Annotated in this window: 13 protein-coding genes; 4 read left to right on the forward strand and 9 right to left on the reverse strand. The window is 73.9% G+C overall.

What is annotated here, in order from left to right:
• Positions 1-1328, forward strand: a 1328-nt coding sequence (locus ACFV9M_RS37370; RefSeq protein WP_385102664.1) for an amidohydrolase family protein, incomplete at its 5' end; no start/stop codon positions are given.
• 184 nt (positions 1329-1512) lie between these two features.
• Here the strand turns inward: ACFV9M_RS37370 and ACFV9M_RS37375 are convergent.
• The 3 genes from ACFV9M_RS37375 to ACFV9M_RS37385 all read right to left on the reverse strand — a co-directional run bounded on the left by ACFV9M_RS37375 (position 1513) and on the right by ACFV9M_RS37385 (position 8394).
• Positions 1513-5124 carry a substrate-binding domain-containing protein gene (locus ACFV9M_RS37375; RefSeq protein ID WP_385076258.1) on the reverse strand — a complete coding sequence of 1204 codons (3612 nt, stop codon included), beginning with the start codon at positions 5122-5124 and terminating at the stop codon, positions 1513-1515.
• Between the two features lie 237 nt (positions 5125-5361).
• On the reverse strand, positions 5362-6330 hold the full coding sequence (locus ACFV9M_RS37380) for a polysaccharide lyase family 1 protein (RefSeq protein WP_385076260.1): 969 nt from the start codon (positions 6328-6330) through the stop codon (positions 5362-5364).
• A gap of 264 nt (positions 6331-6594) precedes the next feature.
• Positions 6595-8394 carry a hypothetical protein gene (locus ACFV9M_RS37385; protein ID WP_385076263.1) on the reverse strand — a complete coding sequence of 600 codons (1800 nt, stop codon included), beginning with the start codon at positions 8392-8394 and terminating at the stop codon, positions 6595-6597.
• Between the two features lie 164 nt (positions 8395-8558).
• On the opposite strand from ACFV9M_RS37385, the gene ACFV9M_RS37390 reads away from it, so the two are divergent.
• Complete coding sequence (locus ACFV9M_RS37390) at positions 8559-9095, forward strand: GNAT family N-acetyltransferase (RefSeq protein ID WP_385076266.1); 537 nt, start codon at positions 8559-8561, stop codon at positions 9093-9095.
• A gap of 88 nt (positions 9096-9183) precedes the next feature.
• On the opposite strand, the gene ACFV9M_RS37395 is transcribed toward ACFV9M_RS37390, so the two are convergent.
• A complete protein-coding gene (locus ACFV9M_RS37395) occupies positions 9184-9942 on the reverse strand; it encodes a hypothetical protein (RefSeq protein ID WP_385076269.1) in 759 nt (252 codons plus the stop codon).
• A 71-nt stretch (positions 9943-10013) separates the two neighbouring features.
• Positions 10014-10724, reverse strand: coding sequence for a PH domain-containing protein (locus tag ACFV9M_RS37400; RefSeq protein WP_385076271.1), 711 nt, complete (start codon positions 10722-10724; stop codon positions 10014-10016).
• Positions 10725-10988: 264 nt separating this feature from the next.
• On the opposite strand from ACFV9M_RS37400, the gene ACFV9M_RS37405 reads away from it, so the two are divergent.
• A complete protein-coding gene (locus ACFV9M_RS37405; protein ID WP_385076274.1) occupies positions 10989-11381 on the forward strand; it encodes a hypothetical protein in 393 nt (130 codons plus the stop codon).
• A 104-nt stretch (positions 11382-11485) separates the two neighbouring features.
• Positions 11486-11896, forward strand: coding sequence for a hypothetical protein (locus ACFV9M_RS37410; RefSeq protein WP_385076277.1), 411 nt, complete (start codon positions 11486-11488; stop codon positions 11894-11896).
• Positions 11897-11963: 67 nt separating this feature from the next.
• Here the strand turns inward: ACFV9M_RS37410 and ACFV9M_RS37415 are convergent, their stop codons facing one another.
• The 4 genes from ACFV9M_RS37415 to ACFV9M_RS37430 all read right to left on the reverse strand — a co-directional run bounded on the left by ACFV9M_RS37415 (position 11964) and on the right by ACFV9M_RS37430 (position 15324).
• Complete coding sequence (locus tag ACFV9M_RS37415; RefSeq protein ID WP_385076279.1) at positions 11964-12800, reverse strand: M23 family metallopeptidase; 837 nt, start codon at positions 12798-12800, stop codon at positions 11964-11966.
• 76 nt (positions 12801-12876) lie between these two features.
• On the reverse strand, positions 12877-13764 hold the full coding sequence (locus ACFV9M_RS37420) for a C40 family peptidase (protein WP_385076282.1): 888 nt from the start codon (positions 13762-13764) through the stop codon (positions 12877-12879).
• Positions 13752-14618: an RNA polymerase sigma factor gene (locus tag ACFV9M_RS37425; RefSeq protein WP_385076284.1), complete on the reverse strand. Its 867-nt coding sequence runs from the start codon at positions 14616-14618 to the stop codon at positions 13752-13754. Before ACFV9M_RS37425 ends, ACFV9M_RS37420 begins: the two co-directional genes overlap by 13 nt.
• A 52-nt stretch (positions 14619-14670) precedes the next feature.
• Positions 14671-15324: a M15 family metallopeptidase gene (locus ACFV9M_RS37430; RefSeq protein ID WP_385076287.1), complete on the reverse strand. Its 654-nt coding sequence runs from the start codon at positions 15322-15324 to the stop codon at positions 14671-14673.
• Positions 15325-15528: the final 204 nt, after the last annotated feature.

The raw sequence follows: 15528 nt of genomic DNA on the forward strand, positions 1-15528 counted from the left end.
CCGCCGGGGCGGGTCGCCGACCGGCCGCGGCGCCACCGCCCGCACACCGCATCCCGCACACCGCCCCCGCCGCCGTACCGAGGAGTACTCCCTTGTCCCTGCTGCTGCGCAACGCCCTCCTGCTCGACGTGGAATCCGGCACCTACCAGGAATGCGACGTGCGCTGCGCCGACGGGCGCATCGCCGAGACCGGGTCGCGCCTCGCCGCCCCGGACGGCGTCCGCGTCGTCGACCTCGCCGGAGCGCCCGTCCTGCCCGGCCTGATCGACGCGCACGTCCACGTCACCGCCGCCACCGCGGACCTCGGTGCGCTGCCCCACTCCTCCCCCAGCTACATCGCCGCGCACAGCGCCCGCATCATGGGCGGCATGCTCGACCGGGGCTTCACCACGGTCCGCGACGCCTCCGGGGCCGACTACGGTCTCAGCGACGCCCAGGCCGAAGGCCTCGTCCGCGGCCCCCGGCTGCTGTTCTGCGGCCGGGCCCTCAGCCAGACCGGAGGCCACGGCGACACCCGCGGACGCGGCACCCGGGTCAGCGACGACCACCCCTGCTGCGCCGGCCTCGGCCGGGTCGCGGACGGGGTGGACGCGGTCCGCGCCGCCGCCCGCGACGAGCTGCGCAAGGGCGCCCACCACCTGAAGGTCATGGCGTCCGGCGGGGTCGCCTCGCCCACCGACCGCATCGACTCCACGCAGTACTCCATGGACGAGCTGCGCGCGATCGTGGAGGAGGCCACGGCGGCCAACCGGTACGTCGCCGCCCACGCCTACACCGCGCGCGCCGTCAACCGCGCCCTCGAGGCGGGCATCCGCTCGATCGAGCACGGCAACCTGCTCGACGACGAGAGCGTACGGCTGTTCGCCCACCACGACGCGTTCCTCGTGCCGACGCTCGTCACCTACTGGGCGCTGAAGAAGGAGGGGCCGGAGTACGGGCTGCCCGCGGACAGCCACCGCAAGGTGGACGAGGTGCTCGGCGAGGGGCTCGCCGCGCTCGAACGGGCTGTTCGCGGCGGGGTCCGCACGGTCTACGGCAGCGACCTGCTGGGCGGCATGCACCACCACCAGAACGAGGAGTTCCGGTTGCGTGCCGAGGTGCAGAGCCCCCTGGACGTGATCCGCTCCGCCACGACCACCGCCGCCCGGCTCCTGTGCCGGGAGGGGGAGATCGGAACGACGGCGCCCGGTGCGTACGCCGACCTGATCGTCCTGCGCGGCGACCCGCTCACCGACATCGGCTTTCTGGCCGACCCCCGGAACGTGGCCGGTGTCGTCCAGGGCGGCACGGTCGTCACGGCGGGCGCTCAGTCGCCGTTCGCCGCCTGACCGCCCGCCCGCCTGCCCGACCGTCCGCCTGCCTGCCTGCCCGACCGTCCGCCTGACCGCCCGCCCGCCTGACCGCCGAGCCCGGCCGGCCGGGGGACCTCGGCGCGCTCTCGGGGACCCCGTGCGGGCCTCGTTCCCGGTCGGGCGCGGGGCCCCTCCCGGCCCTCGTCCCCGGCCGGGTCCGTCATGGTCCCGGGCCGCCCACCGACTCCTCGCGGTAGAGGCGCGGGGCCACTCCGGTCACCTTGCGGAACACCCGGCTGAAGTACGCGCGGTCGCGGAAGCCCACCGCGCGGGCCACGCTCTGCACGCTGTCGTCGCTCGACCGCAGGCGCTCCGCGGCCCGGCCGATGCGCAGCCGGGTCAGGTACTCCCACACCGTGAGGCCGTAGCGCTGCTGGAAGAGCTTGCCGAGATGGTCGGGGCTGACTCCGGCGGCCTGGGCCACCTGCCAGCGGGAGATCTGCCGGCGCCAGTGCTCGTAGAGGAAGACCAGGGCCTCGTCGAGGACGTCCCGGGACCGCGGCGGCGGCAGGCCGCCCTGTCCGGCCAGGTCGCGGACGAGCGCCGCCGCCTCGTGCGGTGCGAAGACGTCGAGGTCGAGCATGAGCAGCGCCGGGTGGGGGCGGCTTCGGCGCGCGTCCTCCGCCGTCAGCCCTTCGTGCCCGGCGACGACGACGGGGCACAGGGCCCGGCCGGCACCGTCGTGCAGACGGTCCACGACGTCCAGCCCCCGCAGATCGGGCAGGGCACGCTCCAGCATCACCAGCCGTGGCCGCTCCTCGGCGACCAGGGCCAGGACGGCCGTCGCGTCGGCGACCACCCGCGTGGGGTGGTCGGGCAGCGCGGCCTCGGCCAGCCGGCGCATCGTCTCCCGGGACTCGCGAGAGCCGCCGGCGACGATCACGGGCGCGGCGAACCCGTCGGGCCGCAGGGCCCGCACGACGTGCCGCAGATCGGTGCCGTGGGCGCCGAACAGCAGGAACGGCGTGTGCCGCAGCGCGGGATGGTCGTGCAGTCGCTGCACCGCCCGCCACTCCTGCGGGCGGTCGGGCAGCGCGTCCCACACGACGGCCGCGGGGGTGCGGAGTTCGACCGAGCGGATGAGGTCGTGCGGGGAGTCGGGCCGGGACACCTCCAGTCCGTGCCGGGCCACGAGTTCCTCCACGTCCGCGGCGAGTCCGCCGGGCGTGAGGACGAGGAGCGGCGCGGCACCGCCACCGGTCAGGTGCGCCTGCCCGTCCGGCGTCGGCAGGGGCAGGTGCAGGACGTACTCCGGCCGGCTGTCGGTGCCGGCGAGGGTCAGCGCCCCGCCGTGCATCATGGCCAGCCGGCGGGCCGTGGTCACCCCGACGTCGAACGGCTGACCGGGGCGCGGGCACGGTGCGCGGGCGTCCGGGACGGCGACGGTGATCCGTATGCCGCACGGGGTCAGGACGGCGGTGACCTCGGGCGGGCTCACGCCGGCCCGGTCCGCCGCGGCGGACAGGACGTTGTGCAGGATCTGCCGCAGCCGTGTCTCGTCCACCCACACCGACGGCAGCCGCCGCGGCAGGTCGAGCTGCCAGCGGAAGGCCGCCTGCCGCGCGGCCGCCGCCGTCGCGCAGGCCCGCGCCAGCACGGGCAGCGGGTCCAGCAGCCGCCGGGACAGCAGGAGGTCGCCGGCTTCCGAGCGGGCCAGGTCCAGCAGGTTCTCGATGAGGTACAGCAGCCGGGCCGCCTCCTGGCGGACCCCGGTGAGCGCCGTCCCCGGGTCGCCGCCGTGCTGGAGCATGGCCTCCACCGGGGTGCGCACCTCGTCCGTCACGTGGGTCAGCAGCCGTGCCTGGAAGCGGCTGGCCTGCTCGGCCGCGTCCCGGGCCCGGCGCACCTCGTCGAAGAGGCCGATCGCCTTGAGGGCGGCGCTGATCTGGTCGCCCAGTTCCCGGTAGAGGGCGCCGTCGTGGTCCACGGCCTCCGTGCGGGTCGCGTCGAACACGGCCACACCGAGGTGTTCGTCACCGATGTGCAGGGGTTCCAGGACGAGCGTGTACCGGTCCTCGCGCGGCAGCAGCGCGTCGGGCAGCAGCAGGCTGGCCGGGAACGCGGGTTCGCCGAGTGCGCCGGAGACCGCGGGGGTCCGCTCTCCGGCACGGTTCAGCACCGTGCGCGCCATGCCCCGCACGGCCGGGTCGGCAAAGTCGTGGGCCCGCTCGTACAGGACGATCCGGCAGTGGGGGACGCCGGGTTCGGTGAGGTGCCGTTCCAGGACGTCGGAGAGCCCTTCCAGGTCCACCACCGTGGTCAGGGCGGTGCCGAACCGCCTCAGCCGTCGGGCGCGTTGGGTCTGGGACCAGCGTTCGTACTCCAGCAGCGCGCGCGACCGCTCGGCCGCGAGGAGGCGGGCCCGTCCGAAGAGGCGCTCGCCGGCCCTGCGGCGCGGCGGGGGCAGCGCGTCCACCACGTCGCGGCGGGCGCCTTCCAGCGCCTGGTGCCAGCGGTCGACGTCGGCCTGGGTACCGGCGTGCCCGCGCAGCAACTGCTCCACGAGCGTCAGGAAGGCGCCGGGCCGGTCACCGGGATCCGCTGCCCCGCCCGCGGTCGCACGGTCGGCCGGCGCTTCGGCGGCCGGGGCCGACTCACCCCCGTCGCACGGGAGTTCCGCGCCGCACGGGAGTTCCGCGCCGCAGGAGAGTTCCGGGCCGCAGGAGAGTTCCGCGCCGCAGGGTGATTCGGCGTCGCAGGGCAGTTCGGCGTGGAAGGCCGAGGCGAGCCGGGCGCCCGCGGACGGCAGAACCTGGTCGAGGGCCGCCCAGCCGACGTGCGACGCCCGCGGATGCGGGGCCGCCGGCCGCGGGGACGCGGCCGCGGGAACCGGTGGTGAGGTGCCGTACGACGAGGGGTAGGGGCAGCCGCAGGAACGGCGCGGTACCAGGGTGGCCGGGATGGTCGTGCGGTTCGGGGGCCGGGTGCCGCGCAACCGGGCGACGAGGGTGTCCACCGCCAGCGCGCCCAGTTCCGCGAAGGGCAGGGCGACCGAGGTGAGGGGCGGGTCGCCGAGCCGGGCCTCGGGGGAATCGTTGAAGCCGACCACCGCGACGTCCTCCGGGACCCGCACCCCGCGGTCGGCCAGGTAGCGCAGCGCTCCCGCGGCGAGGACGTCGCTGCACGCCAGCACCACGTCGAAGTCGACGCCCGGGACCAGGCCGCGCGCCTCGATCAGTGCCCGCATCGCCGAGGCGCCCGCCGCCGCGGCGAAGTCGACGGCGGCGCCCACGAGGGTGTGCTCGTGCCGGATGCCGTGGTGGCGCAGGGCGTCGACATAGGCGCGGTAGCGCTCTTCGGAGACGGGGTGGGCGAGCGGGCCGCGGATGCAGGCCGGCCGTCGGCGGCCGTGCCGTACGACGAGGTGTCCGACCAGTTTGCGCATGCCCGCGTGCGAGTCGATGGACAGCACGTCGGTCTGGTCGCTGAGCGGCTGGTTGAGGCTGATCAGCGGCAGGTGGGCCAGGCGCCGCAGCAGACCGCGGGCCCGGGGGCCGCCGGAGGGCAGGCCCAGGGTGGAGCTCCAGCACACGACGCCGTCGAGTCTGGCGGGTCCGGCCAGTTCGTAGAGTTCGCTGCGGGCCACGTCGCCGTGGAGCAGGTTCCCGCCGGGGAAGCAGACCAGGTTGACGTGGTTGCGCCGGGCCGCCGCGCAGACACCGGACCACAGGGTGGCGCCGACGCCCAGGTGGATGTTGGCGGTGAGCAGTCCCACGGTGAGCGGCCGGTCCGGTCCGCGCGGCGTGTCGGCGGCGCACAGGTCTGCGGCCATCCGCGCCCCCTCGCTCGCCCTCCGCCGGGGTCCCCGCGGCGCCGGTGCCGACGGGGCACGGGGGAACCTAGAGGAGGAGGTGCCATGGGGCAAGACCGGTGACACGGTGGTCACCGGTCCTGCCCTCGTGCGGTGGTACGGGTCAGGTGCGGTGGTGCGGCTCAGGTGCGGTGGTACGGGTCAGGTGCGGTGGTGCGGGTCAGGTGCGATGGTGCGCGTCCTGTGCGGTGGTGCGGCTCAGATCTTGCCGACCCCGGCGCCCGCGGTCACCGTCGCCTTGACGCTGCACGCCGACTCCGCGGTGTAGCTGTACGGGATCGACGCCACGGATCCACCGGTCTGTCCGGCGGTCGAGTTGACGAAGCAGTTGTTCTTCGCCGCGAGCGAGCCCTCGTCGGAGTCGCCCTCACCGAGGTGGTAGGTGTCGTCGGTGTTCTCGAAGTAGTTGCCCTCCACGAGCACGCCCGCGTTCTCGGTCGAGGCCACGCCGTAGGAGCCGATGTCGCTGAAGTAGTTGTTCAGCACGTGGACCGGGTTGCCGAAGCGGACGCGCGGGTTGCGCTGGGTGGTGCCGTCGAACCAGTTGTGGTCGTAGGTCACCTTCAGCTTGCCGGTGTCCTCGCTGGAGTTGTCGTCGGAGTGGCCGAGCAGCATGTTCTTGTCCTGGTCGTGGGTGCGGTTCCAGGACACCGTGATGTTGGTCGAGGCGCGCTTGATGTCGACGGCTCCGTCGTACGCGTCCGAGATGTCGTTGTGGTCGATCCAGACGTTGGTCGAGTACTGGACGTTGATGGCGTCGTCGTTGGAGCCCGAGAACGTCAGGTTCTGGATGATCACGTTGCTCACGCTGGCGACGTTGAGCCCGCTGCCGGTGATCTTGCCGGCGGTGCCGACGCCGACGATGGTCTTGTTCGAGGCGACCTTGGTCATCGACGTCAGGGCGATGGTGCCGTTGACCCGGACGGTCTGGGTGGTGCTGCTCTGCACCGCCGCTATGAACGCGGAGGCGGTGGTGACGGTCACCGTGCCGCCGCCGGCTCCGCCCGTGGTGGCGGCGCCGAAGCCGACGGGGCCGGCGGCCGCGATCGCCGTCGGCTCCTCGGCCGCGGTGGACCCGCTGGCCGTGGTGGCTCCGATCAAGGCCAGTGCCGCGGCGCTCGCCGCGGTGGCTCCGGCCAGGGTGAACCGTGCGCTCGTCCTGCGCATGTGGATCTCCGTCCGTGGGGGTTGGGGAGAGGTGTCGTGCTGTGGGGGTGCACCACCGGGGCCGCGCGGTCGGCTCGCTGCGAGACTAGTGCGACGGTTGTGGACAATGACGTGCCCTGGGTGGACGATTGCGTCCTTCTGCCTCGGGAAGCGCGTGGCGTCCGCCGCGCGCACCGAACCCCGCTCACCTCAGCCGGCGGAGCACCGCCGGCACCCTGCAACCCGATCCGGACGACAGGCCCCCGGGTCCGGTGCTTCGGCCTCTCAGGCCGTCGGTCCCTTCCCCTCGCGCACCAGCCGCCAGGCGTCGGTGAACAGCTCGGGGAGCGTGCCCGGGAGCAGCTCGAAGGCCCTCACCTCGCTCCCGTCGGCGCTCAGCCGCGCGCCGATCAGGGGCGCTTTCCAGGACTCCATCGGCGGCAGCGGTTTCTTGGCGTGCGCCCACGGGCCGGGCAGGAAGAGCGTGCGTCCGGCGCGCGCACGGCGGTCCCGCACCACCAGGCCGCGCGTCACCAGCTCCGCCGCGGCCGCCTTGTGGCGGGCCGGTGTCCACGCGTTCCAGCGCCGTACGTTGCGGTCCGACGGCGCGGGGAGCAGCAGGAGCTGGAGGTAGAGGGCGGCGGCGTCCTCGGTCAGGTCGAGGGTGGCGGCGACGTCGGAGACGAGGTCGGGGGCGCAGGCGCGCGGGTCGGACTCGTAGCGGCCCGCGGGCAGGTCGTCGGCGGTGATGCGGGCCATGACACGGTCGCAGGTGCCGTCCGTCAGCCAGTCCCAGCGCCGGCTCCCCCGGTTGCCCCGGATCACGCCCGAGTGGAGGACCCGGGCCGGTGAGTCGCGGCCGGCCAGCACCTTGCGCAGATGGCGGACGACCTCCGGCGCGCCGGTGCGGACGGGGTCCCCGGCGGGGAGGTCCGCGTACGCCCACGGCAGGCCGGCGAAGACGGCGTCCGCGACGGTCGTGGCGTCGTAGTCGCCCATGACGTCCCACGCGGTGCGCAGGTGGCGGTGTTCGGGCGGACAGGGCCACACCCGCAGGTAGAAGCCCGGCGGCAGGGTGGCGTTCGCCGGGGCGAGGAACAGATGGCACAGGTGGGCCGCCGGCATCCGGGTCTCCAGGGCGACCGCGGCCTGCCAGGTGCTCCACGGCGCGTGCGGCCGGGTGCCGTGCTGCTGTGCCCAGGCCGCGGCGACGCGCTCCGCGACGCGGGCGAGGCCGCCCGGCTCCCACAGGTCCTCGGGGTCCGCGGGCATCACGTCGGCGAGCAGGGCGAGCCGCTCGCCGTCGCTCATCATCGACAACTCCTCGCGCGCCGACTCGAGTTCGCCGACCTTGAAACCGAGTACGGCGCGTTCGTGCTCGTCGAGGTAGGGCATGCGGTAGCCGCCCGCACCGGGGTTGCCGGCCAGGGCGAGGGCCGCGGCGGGGCGGCTCCAGCCGGTCGCCTCGCTCAGGGCGTCGACCGCGTCCGCGTCCCAGGCGACCGGGCCGCGTTCCCGGACGAGTTCCACCAGGCGCAGCAGCTGCTCCGGAGTGCCCCGACCACGTGGGCAGTCCACGGTGTAGAGCGGTTCCTCGGGGCGTGGGGCGGACCCGCCGCCGGGGAGCAGGGCCTCGAAGTAGAGCGTCCTGCGCGCGGCCGCGAGGTGAAGGCCGAAGGAGGCGCCCTGGTGGTCGCGGACGGTGAACGAGGTCGTTCCGGCGAGCCGGCCCAGGCGGAATCGGTAGGCCGGGTCGGCGAACGGCGTGCGCGCCCACATCTCGAGGAAGTCGAGGAGCACCTCGCGGCGCTCCGGCCTGGTCGCGGGGGCGGCCGCGCGCAGCGCGAGCGCGCCCGTGCGCCCCACGAGTTCCGTCCAACTGCCCGCCGCGGGCGGACGCACCTCCCGCTCGCCCGGCTCGGGCGCCCAACTGCCTTCGATGTAGCGGCCGATGCGCGTGATGTCGGCGAAGGTGCCGTCGTTCCAGCAGCCCGAGGCCCCGACGAGCCCCTGGAGGGCGGCGGATGCGGCCGGCCCGCTCCACGTTCGGGAGCTCCGCGACGCGGCCGTGTCGATCTCGTTCATGCGTCCGATCATGACGCACGGCACTGACAACGGCCCGCGTCGGCCGACGGACGAACGGAGCACGGCACCGACGCCGTTGCTCACGGCATCAGTTGACTGAGCGTCAGTCGACGGACGGCCGGCCCTCGGGTCGCCGGGGGAGCCATCATGGAGAGATGTCAGAGATGTCTGAGAACCAGTCCGCCGTGGCACCGGCTGTAGTACGGCTCCCTCGGTACACGAGGGCGGAGCAGGACGAGATCCTCGGTGACGGCGACGATCCGTTCGGCGTCGACGCGGCCGGTCTGACCTGGCTGCCCAAGGAGGAGCACTTCGGGATCAGACAGGGCGGGCGGCTGGTGGCACACGCCGGCCTGCTCCGGCTGCCCGTGGCGATCGGCGGCGCCGAGACGGAGGTGGTGGGCGTCGGTGGAGTGGCCGTCGCACCGGACGTGCGGGGGCGGGGGCTGGCCCGGCTGGTGATCGCGGGGGCGCTCGATCACGCTCGCACGATGGGTCCCGAGCACGCACTGCTGTTCTGCCGGCCTCCCCTCGTGCCGCTGTACCAGCGCCTCGGATGGCACCCGCTCGACGAGGACGTACGCGTCGAACAGCCCGGGAGCCGCTTGGTGACCATGCCGCTGCGGACCATGGTGACGCCTCTGCGCGACGGCACGCACTGGCCTTCTGAGCCGGTGCGGCTGTTCTCGCTCCCCATGTGATCCGCGCGGTTGCCTGTGACGTCACACGACTTCGGTGAAGTCGAGGCCCTTGGTGAGTGGGCCCACCGCGGGCAGCGCGGGACGTCGGTCACCACAGCACCCCGAAGATCATCGCCACGCCGACGAACAGCCAGAACGGGGCCCCGACGATCTTCACGAAGATCCTGCCCACCACGAAGGGCAGCCAGTCCGCGTGGGCGGGCCCCACCCGTCCGTCCGGGTCGTAGGCGAGCTGGATGTGCTGGAGGGTGCGCTTGCAGGTGTACCGGTGGACGCCGCCGTCGGCGTCGGCGTAGTGGTACACCGTTTTCTTGCCGTCCTTGCCGTCCTTGCCGACGGCTTCGGCGAGGACGGTGATGCCGCGCCGGCTCAGCACGATGCGGCGAACGGCCTCCGCGAGCCCCGAGGCGAGCATGACGACGCCGGCCAGGAGCGGCACGACGCCGATGATCACCCCGAGGACGCGCGCGCCATGCGTCAGGGTCACCCACACGGCGTACCCGATGTAGGCGAGCGCCAGGGCGCCGCACAGGGACAGGATCACGTAGAGGCCCCAGTCGCGCGGCGTCCGCGTGTCGGTGACCACGGCGCCGCCCGCCGGGTTCCGCTCCTCGGGGAGGACGGCGGTCAGGGCGGCGGCGAAGGCGGCGGTGGCCGTCGGGTTGCCGCCCTCGACCCGGTGGGCCGTGCCGTCGGTGAGCACGATCTCGACGGTCCGCGCCTCGGCGGCCCGGATCTCCCGGACCGCCGCGAGCGGGATGTCGACCTGCCGGCCGGAACGGGTGATGTGAACGCCGTCGGGGTCGAACCGCGCGGAGACGCCTCGGCCCTTGAGAATCTGCGACATGATCACATGACCGTCGAGGCCGCCTGACAGTTGCACAGGGTCGGCGGATCGGCACCGGCAGAACGGAGATGTCAGGCGGGACCGGTGGGACGCCGGGCGGCGACGGCCTCGCCGAAGCGGTCCAGGAGGAGGAAGAAGAGGGGGACGCAGAGCAGGGGGACGCAGAGGAGCAGCGGGTACGAGTGCGTCGGCCGGTCGTTGAGGATCGCCCAGAAGTCGACGGCGAACAGGACGGCCGCGACGACCAGGCCGCCGAGCCCCGCCCGACGCCACGCCGTGCGCCGTCTCGCCCCACGGCGGATGCGCTCCTCCGACTCCGGGCGCGTCTCCAACGAGGTGAGCCCGAGCCGTACGGCGGTGGCGCACAGGTCGGCGACCTCGGCGATCGGGTCGGTCAGCTGAGCCTCGTCCAGGTGGGGAAGGCGGACCCGACGCCCGTCGGCGCGGTAGAGGTACGCCTGCCACCGCGGGTTGCGCTGCCCGCTGTTCTCGACGCGGAGGCCGTAGACGTCGGACCAGGCCACGGTGCGGGTGCGCAGCGGCCCTCGCACGGTGATGCCGTCGGCCGTGACGTTCGTGCGCGTCCGCCACTGCTCCAGCGCCACCCGGCCACCGAGGCACAGCCAGACCGCCACGACCAGCGCGTCCACGGCCGTCGGCCCCGACAACGTCATCCATTGCAGTGCGTTGAAGGCGACGAGCACCGCCACCGCCGCCAGGGCGAGCTGCGCCGCCGGTACCCACTGCCGTCTGCGGTACTCGCGCTCGATCCCGTCGTCCATCGCCACTCCCCCGCTCGCCCGGCCCGCACGCGATCCGCGTGAGGGCGGGGGGGATTATACCGGCGGTTCCTGTGAAGGGGCCCGGCCTGCCCGCGGTGCCGTGCCGCAGGCCCACGCCCCGCCTGCCGAAGGCCGCCCGGCTCCCCGCTCCGAGGCCCACGACAGCGCCCGGACTCATACGCCGGGTCGGCGTGCGCCGTCCCAGCAGCGCGCAGGCGTTCACCACTTCGCTCCTGCGCCGTGACCGAAGCCGAAGGAGCACTCATGACCACCACCACGCTGACCAGGGGGCGCGGCCGGGCGGCCGCCGTCGGCGTCGCGGCCGGCGCCGCCCTCACCGTCCTCTGCGCGGCGGGCACCGCTCACGCGCATTTCTACGTCTCGCTGCAGACCTACAGCAATGTCCGCTCCGCGCCGAACACGGGCGGTGGCGTCGTCGTCAACACCGGTTCGATCAAGGACCGGTTCTACCTGGGCGGTGTCTGCTACACGCGCGGCCAGTACTTCAAGTCCGGCGGCTACGGCACCGACGTCTGGTACCACGGCAGCGTCCACGACAGCGTCGACCTCACCACGGGCCCGTACAACGACGTGTGGGTGTGGGGCGGCAACGTCGACATCGGCCGGGACCCGGCCGACTCCGTCCGCCCCTGCTGACCGGGAGGAGCCCCCGACCGACACCGAGGGGCCGTCCCGCACGTTCCGTTCGCTCCACGCCGCTCGTCGCCCTTTCCTCCAGTCCGTCTCCGAAGGAGTTCACCATGTCCCGGCACAGCTTCCGTCTTTCCACCTCCGTGGTGGCCGGCGCGGTCGTCGCCCTGTTCGCGGCCGCCGTACCGGCCCAGGCCGTGGACGCCGCCCGGCCGTCCACGTCGTCCCTGTCGTCCACGTCGTCCCTGTCGCCCGAGCGCTTCGGACCGAGCGACAGGATCCTCCAGCCGCACAGCAACATCCGTTCCGGACCCGGCACGTCGTACCGGATCGTGGGAAGCACCGGCTCCGAGTGGGGCAGTGGCGTGGCCAAGTGCTTCGTCCGCGGCGAGTACGTCTCGTCCGGCGGCTACGGCACCAACGAGTGGATCCTGCTGAACGTCGACTTCGGCGGCGTCCAGTACTACGAGGTCTGGGCCTGGGCCGGCAACGTCGTGGTCGGCGGCCTTCCCCACTGCTGAACCCCGGCACCACGACCGTGCCCCGGGCCCTCCGACGAGGACCCGGGGCACGATCACGGTGCGCTGGTCAGCGGCACTCGGGCACGCCGGGCAGCCAGGCGTCCCTGTGGTCGATGAAGATGTTGGAGACATAGCCGCCGAGAGCCGGGACATGGGCCCAGGCGTCGTTGCGGTGGCCCTCGGCCTCCACCATGTCACCGCGCTTCTGGCAGTCGACGTACACCGGCGTCGGACCGGACAGCGTGGTGACGACGCGGGAGTTCAGCCGGACATCCTGGCGGACCCGGACGCCGGAGCCCCAGGTGGTGAAGTTCGTGCCGGGGTTCCCACCGCCGCCGCCCGGCGTGCAGGGCAGGCTCACCCCGCGCGCGCCGAGGTAGGCGATCGGGTCCGTGCCCCGGGTGCTGGACGTCGAGGTGTGCGCCTCGAAGTGCAGGTGGGGACCGGTGGACTGGCCCTCGGAGCCCATCCGGGCGATGAGCTGGCCGCCGTTGACCCGCTGGTTGACCGAGACCAGCCGCTCGTACATGTGGCCGTACTCGGTGACGGTGCCGTCGTCGTGGCGGATGCGGATCCACTGGCCGTAGCCGCTCGCGGGGCCCGAGGCGATGACGGTGCCGGGGCCGGTCGCGTGGATCGGCGTGCCCCGGTTGTTGGCGATGTCCACGCCGTCATGGCCGGAGTGGTAGCCCTGGGTGACCCGCCCGGCGGCGGGGCACGAACCGCTGTAGGCGGCGACGGCCGTGGGGGCGGACGCGGCGGGCGCGGCGCCGGCGCCGGCCGCGGACAGCGGGATCAGCGCGGCGGCCGATGCGACGGCGGCCAGCGCGGCCGCGATGCGGGCCGTGAACTCGGGCCGGCGCCGGGGCCGGGACGGTGACTGGGGCGAACGTGTGGTCGACATGGAAGTGGTGTCCTTCGTGCGGGCACACGAACCGGTGGACGTGTGCGTGTGGGGGGGGCGGGCAGCCGAGGGTTGGTCAGAAGTCGCAGGTCGGGACGTCCAGCCACGCCTTCGGGTCGTCGATGAAGATGTTGGAGATCCAGGCGCCGTACGCCGGCAGGTACGACCAGGCGTCGTTGCGGTGCCCCTCGGCCTCCACCGGCTCGGCGTGCTTCTGGCACTGCACGTCGACGGGCGTGGGCCCGTTCAGTCGCGCCTTGACCTCGGCCTGTGTGCTGGGCTGGGCCCGCAGGTTGACGCCCGTGCCCCACGTGACGTACCGCTTGGTTCCCGGGGCCGGCTGTCCACCGCCGCCGGTGATGCGGATGGCGCCCGCGTACTCGGCGTTGAGGCGGACGGTGCTGACCATCACGCGCGTCCCGGACTCGCGGGCCTCGACCATCTTGCCGCCGCCCAGGTAGACCGCGATGTGGTGCACGGTGCCCAGGTTGCCGGGGTTCTTCGCCCAGAAGACCAGGTCGCCTGGCTGGAGCGGGGCGGTGCCCTGGCCGCGGCCGAAGCGGGCGGTGGCGCCCCGCCACTGCGCCTGGTTCCAGGAGCCCTCGGGCAGCAGGATGCCCGCGCCCTGCCAGGCCGCGTACTGCACCAGGTGCGAGCAGTCGAAGCCCTTCACCTGGCTGTCGTGCGATCCGGCACCGCCGCCCGGGTAGTCCTTCCCGTACGTGGGCCCGTGGATGGAGCCGCCGGCCCAGGAGTACGGAACTCCCAGTTGGCTGCACGCGGCGTTGACGACGGCCTGGGCCTGCGCGGAGGCCTCGGCGAGCGGCCGGCAGTCGGCCGCCGCCGCCGGGCGCTGCGGTGCCGCCGGTGCCGCGGTGGCGGTCATCGCGCTCGTCGTGCCGAGCATCGCGGCGAGCAGGATGCCCCCTGCCGCGGTCGTCGTCCGGTTCTTCATGCTGCGCATGTGCTGTCCCCCGGTTTCCTTTGCTCTTGGTGTGCGGGTGGGTGGTGTGCGGGTGGGTGGTGTGCGGGTGGGTGGTGTGCGGGTGGGTGGTGCGTGGGTGAGTGGTGCGTGGGTGGGTGGTGCGTGGGTGGGTGGTGCGGGCGGGCCGGGTGGGTGGTCGGGGCCGGCGCCGTCGGGTCCGCGGCGGCCCGGTGCCGGTCGGCCTGGTCCGGGTCGCCCTGGTCCGGGCAGGCCTGAGCCGGGTCGCGGCGGGCCTTCGTGGACGAGACGGTGTCCGGGAGCGGCCCGTATGCCTGGAGTGCGGCCCGGATCTTGGCCAGTGCTCGCTGCCGGTTGCGCTGGACGGTGCCGCGGTGCGTGCCGAGCCGGTCCCCGGCGGTGTCGTGGCTGAGCCCTTCGATGTCGACGAGGATGACGGCCGCCGCCTCCTTGGCGGACAGGCCGCGCAGCAGGTCGACGACGGCCGACTCCGCCTCGCGCAGGGCGAGACCGCCGTCCCAGCCCCGGTCGGGCAGCCGTTCGCAGCACACTTCGCGGCGGGAGGCCTGCTGCCAGGAGTCGCGCAGCAGGTTGAGCGCGGCGACGCAGGTGTAGGCATAGGCGTGCTGCTGGCGGGCGAGTCTGCGGGCGTGCGCCCGTCGGGCGAGCCGCAGATAGGTGTCCTGGAGCAGGTCGTCGGCGTCGTGCGGGTCGCCGGTCAGCGCGAGCAGCCGGCGCCGCAGCCGCGGCATGGCGGCGGTGAACGCTCTGTCGAACTCCTCCGGTGTCATCCAGTCATCGGAGGCCGGTGCCTCGGTGTCCGCGCCGGCCGGGTCGGCGGCGCGCGTGCTGATGTCGGTGTGCGTGCTGTTCATGGGATCCCCCGCCTGCGCGGGCGGTCACTCCGCGCAGGTGTCCGTGGGTCGGTCAACCCAGGTCGGTGGGCCCGTACCGGGCGGCCGGCCGCCCGGTGACGAGGGCCCAGTAACGGTCGCCGTACGACCAGTGCCACCACTCGGTCGGGTAGTTGACGAACCCGGCCGCGGTGAGGGCCCGGTCCATCAGCTCCCGGTGGGCGCGGGCCTCGGCGTCGATGCCGGGCGCCGCCGTGCGGCAGGCGCCCGCGCTCTCCTCGGGGGTGGCGTTGACGTCGGTGCCGAGCGGCAGTTCGGTGCCGTCGTCGGTGCACAGGGTCAGGTCCACCGCTCCCCCGCTGACGTGCGGTGCCACGTCGGGCGGCGCGATGTACGCGCTGGTGACCTCGCGTATCCGCGCCTCCGAGGCGTCCGGGTGAGCGGTCCGCATGACGGCCTCGTACTCCGCGTAGTAGCGGCGTTGCAGTCCGGGCGGCCGGAATCCCTCCACCACCAGGAAGCGGACGCCGTCGGGCAGCCGGCGCTGCGCCTGGAGCAGACGCTCCAGCACACCGGTGCGCAGATGGGCGTAGGAGCCGTCGCCGTCGGCCTGCCGTGCGTCCATGCGCAGTCGGCCGTCCGCCCGTAGGTCGGCCAGGGGTTCACCGCACTCCGCGACGGGAGTGCGCGCCACCCGGAGGTCCGAGAGCAGGATGATGTCTGTCATGCCGTCAACGGTGGCCGAGAGGCCTGCAAAAGTGATGCACATCTTCTGCAGAGCCCTGTGCAGGCGTCCTGGGTAGGCCGGCCGTCGTGGGCGGATCGGCCGTCGTGGGCGGATCGGCCGTCGTGGTTCGGCCGGTCGGCCGGCGCTGGCCGGTCATGCCGGCATGGGCCGGTCATGCCGGCATGGGCCGGTCTGCCGTGGTCG

Source organism: Streptomyces sp. NPDC059895, assembly GCF_042731035.1.
In the GTDB taxonomy this organism is placed as follows: Bacteria; Actinomycetota; Actinomycetes; order Streptomycetales; family Streptomycetaceae; genus Streptomyces.

What these genes read in the sequence shown, in the direction of transcription:
- ACFV9M_RS37400 (WP_385076271.1), bottom strand. Translation starts at nt 10,724, where the DNA reads ATGGACGACGGGATCGAGCGCGAGTACCGCAGACGGCAGTGGGTACCG.
- ACFV9M_RS37395 (WP_385076269.1), bottom strand. Translation starts at nt 9,942, where the DNA reads ATGTCGCAGATTCTCAAGGGCCGAGGCGTCTCCGCGCGGTTCGACCCC.
- ACFV9M_RS37405 (WP_385076274.1), top strand. Translation starts at nt 10,989, where the DNA reads ATGACCACCACCACGCTGACCAGGGGGCGCGGCCGGGCGGCCGCCGTC.
- ACFV9M_RS37430 (WP_385076287.1), bottom strand. Translation starts at nt 15,324, where the DNA reads ATGACAGACATCATCCTGCTCTCGGACCTCCGGGTGGCGCGCACTCCC.
- ACFV9M_RS37375 (WP_385076258.1), bottom strand. Translation starts at nt 5,124, where the DNA reads ATGGCCGCAGACCTGTGCGCCGCCGACACGCCGCGCGGACCGGACCGG.
- ACFV9M_RS37410 (WP_385076277.1), top strand. Translation starts at nt 11,486, where the DNA reads ATGTCCCGGCACAGCTTCCGTCTTTCCACCTCCGTGGTGGCCGGCGCG.
- ACFV9M_RS37415 (WP_385076279.1), bottom strand. Translation starts at nt 12,800, where the DNA reads ATGTCGACCACACGTTCGCCCCAGTCACCGTCCCGGCCCCGGCGCCGG.
- ACFV9M_RS37385 (WP_385076263.1), bottom strand. Translation starts at nt 8,394, where the DNA reads ATGAACGAGATCGACACGGCCGCGTCGCGGAGCTCCCGAACGTGGAGC.
- ACFV9M_RS37420 (WP_385076282.1), bottom strand. Translation starts at nt 13,764, where the DNA reads ATGCGCAGCATGAAGAACCGGACGACGACCGCGGCAGGGGGCATCCTG.
- ACFV9M_RS37425 (WP_385076284.1), bottom strand. Translation starts at nt 14,618, where the DNA reads ATGAACAGCACGCACACCGACATCAGCACGCGCGCCGCCGACCCGGCC.
- ACFV9M_RS37380 (WP_385076260.1), bottom strand. Translation starts at nt 6,330, where the DNA reads ATGCGCAGGACGAGCGCACGGTTCACCCTGGCCGGAGCCACCGCGGCG.
- ACFV9M_RS37390 (WP_385076266.1), top strand. Translation starts at nt 8,559, where the DNA reads ATGTCTGAGAACCAGTCCGCCGTGGCACCGGCTGTAGTACGGCTCCCT.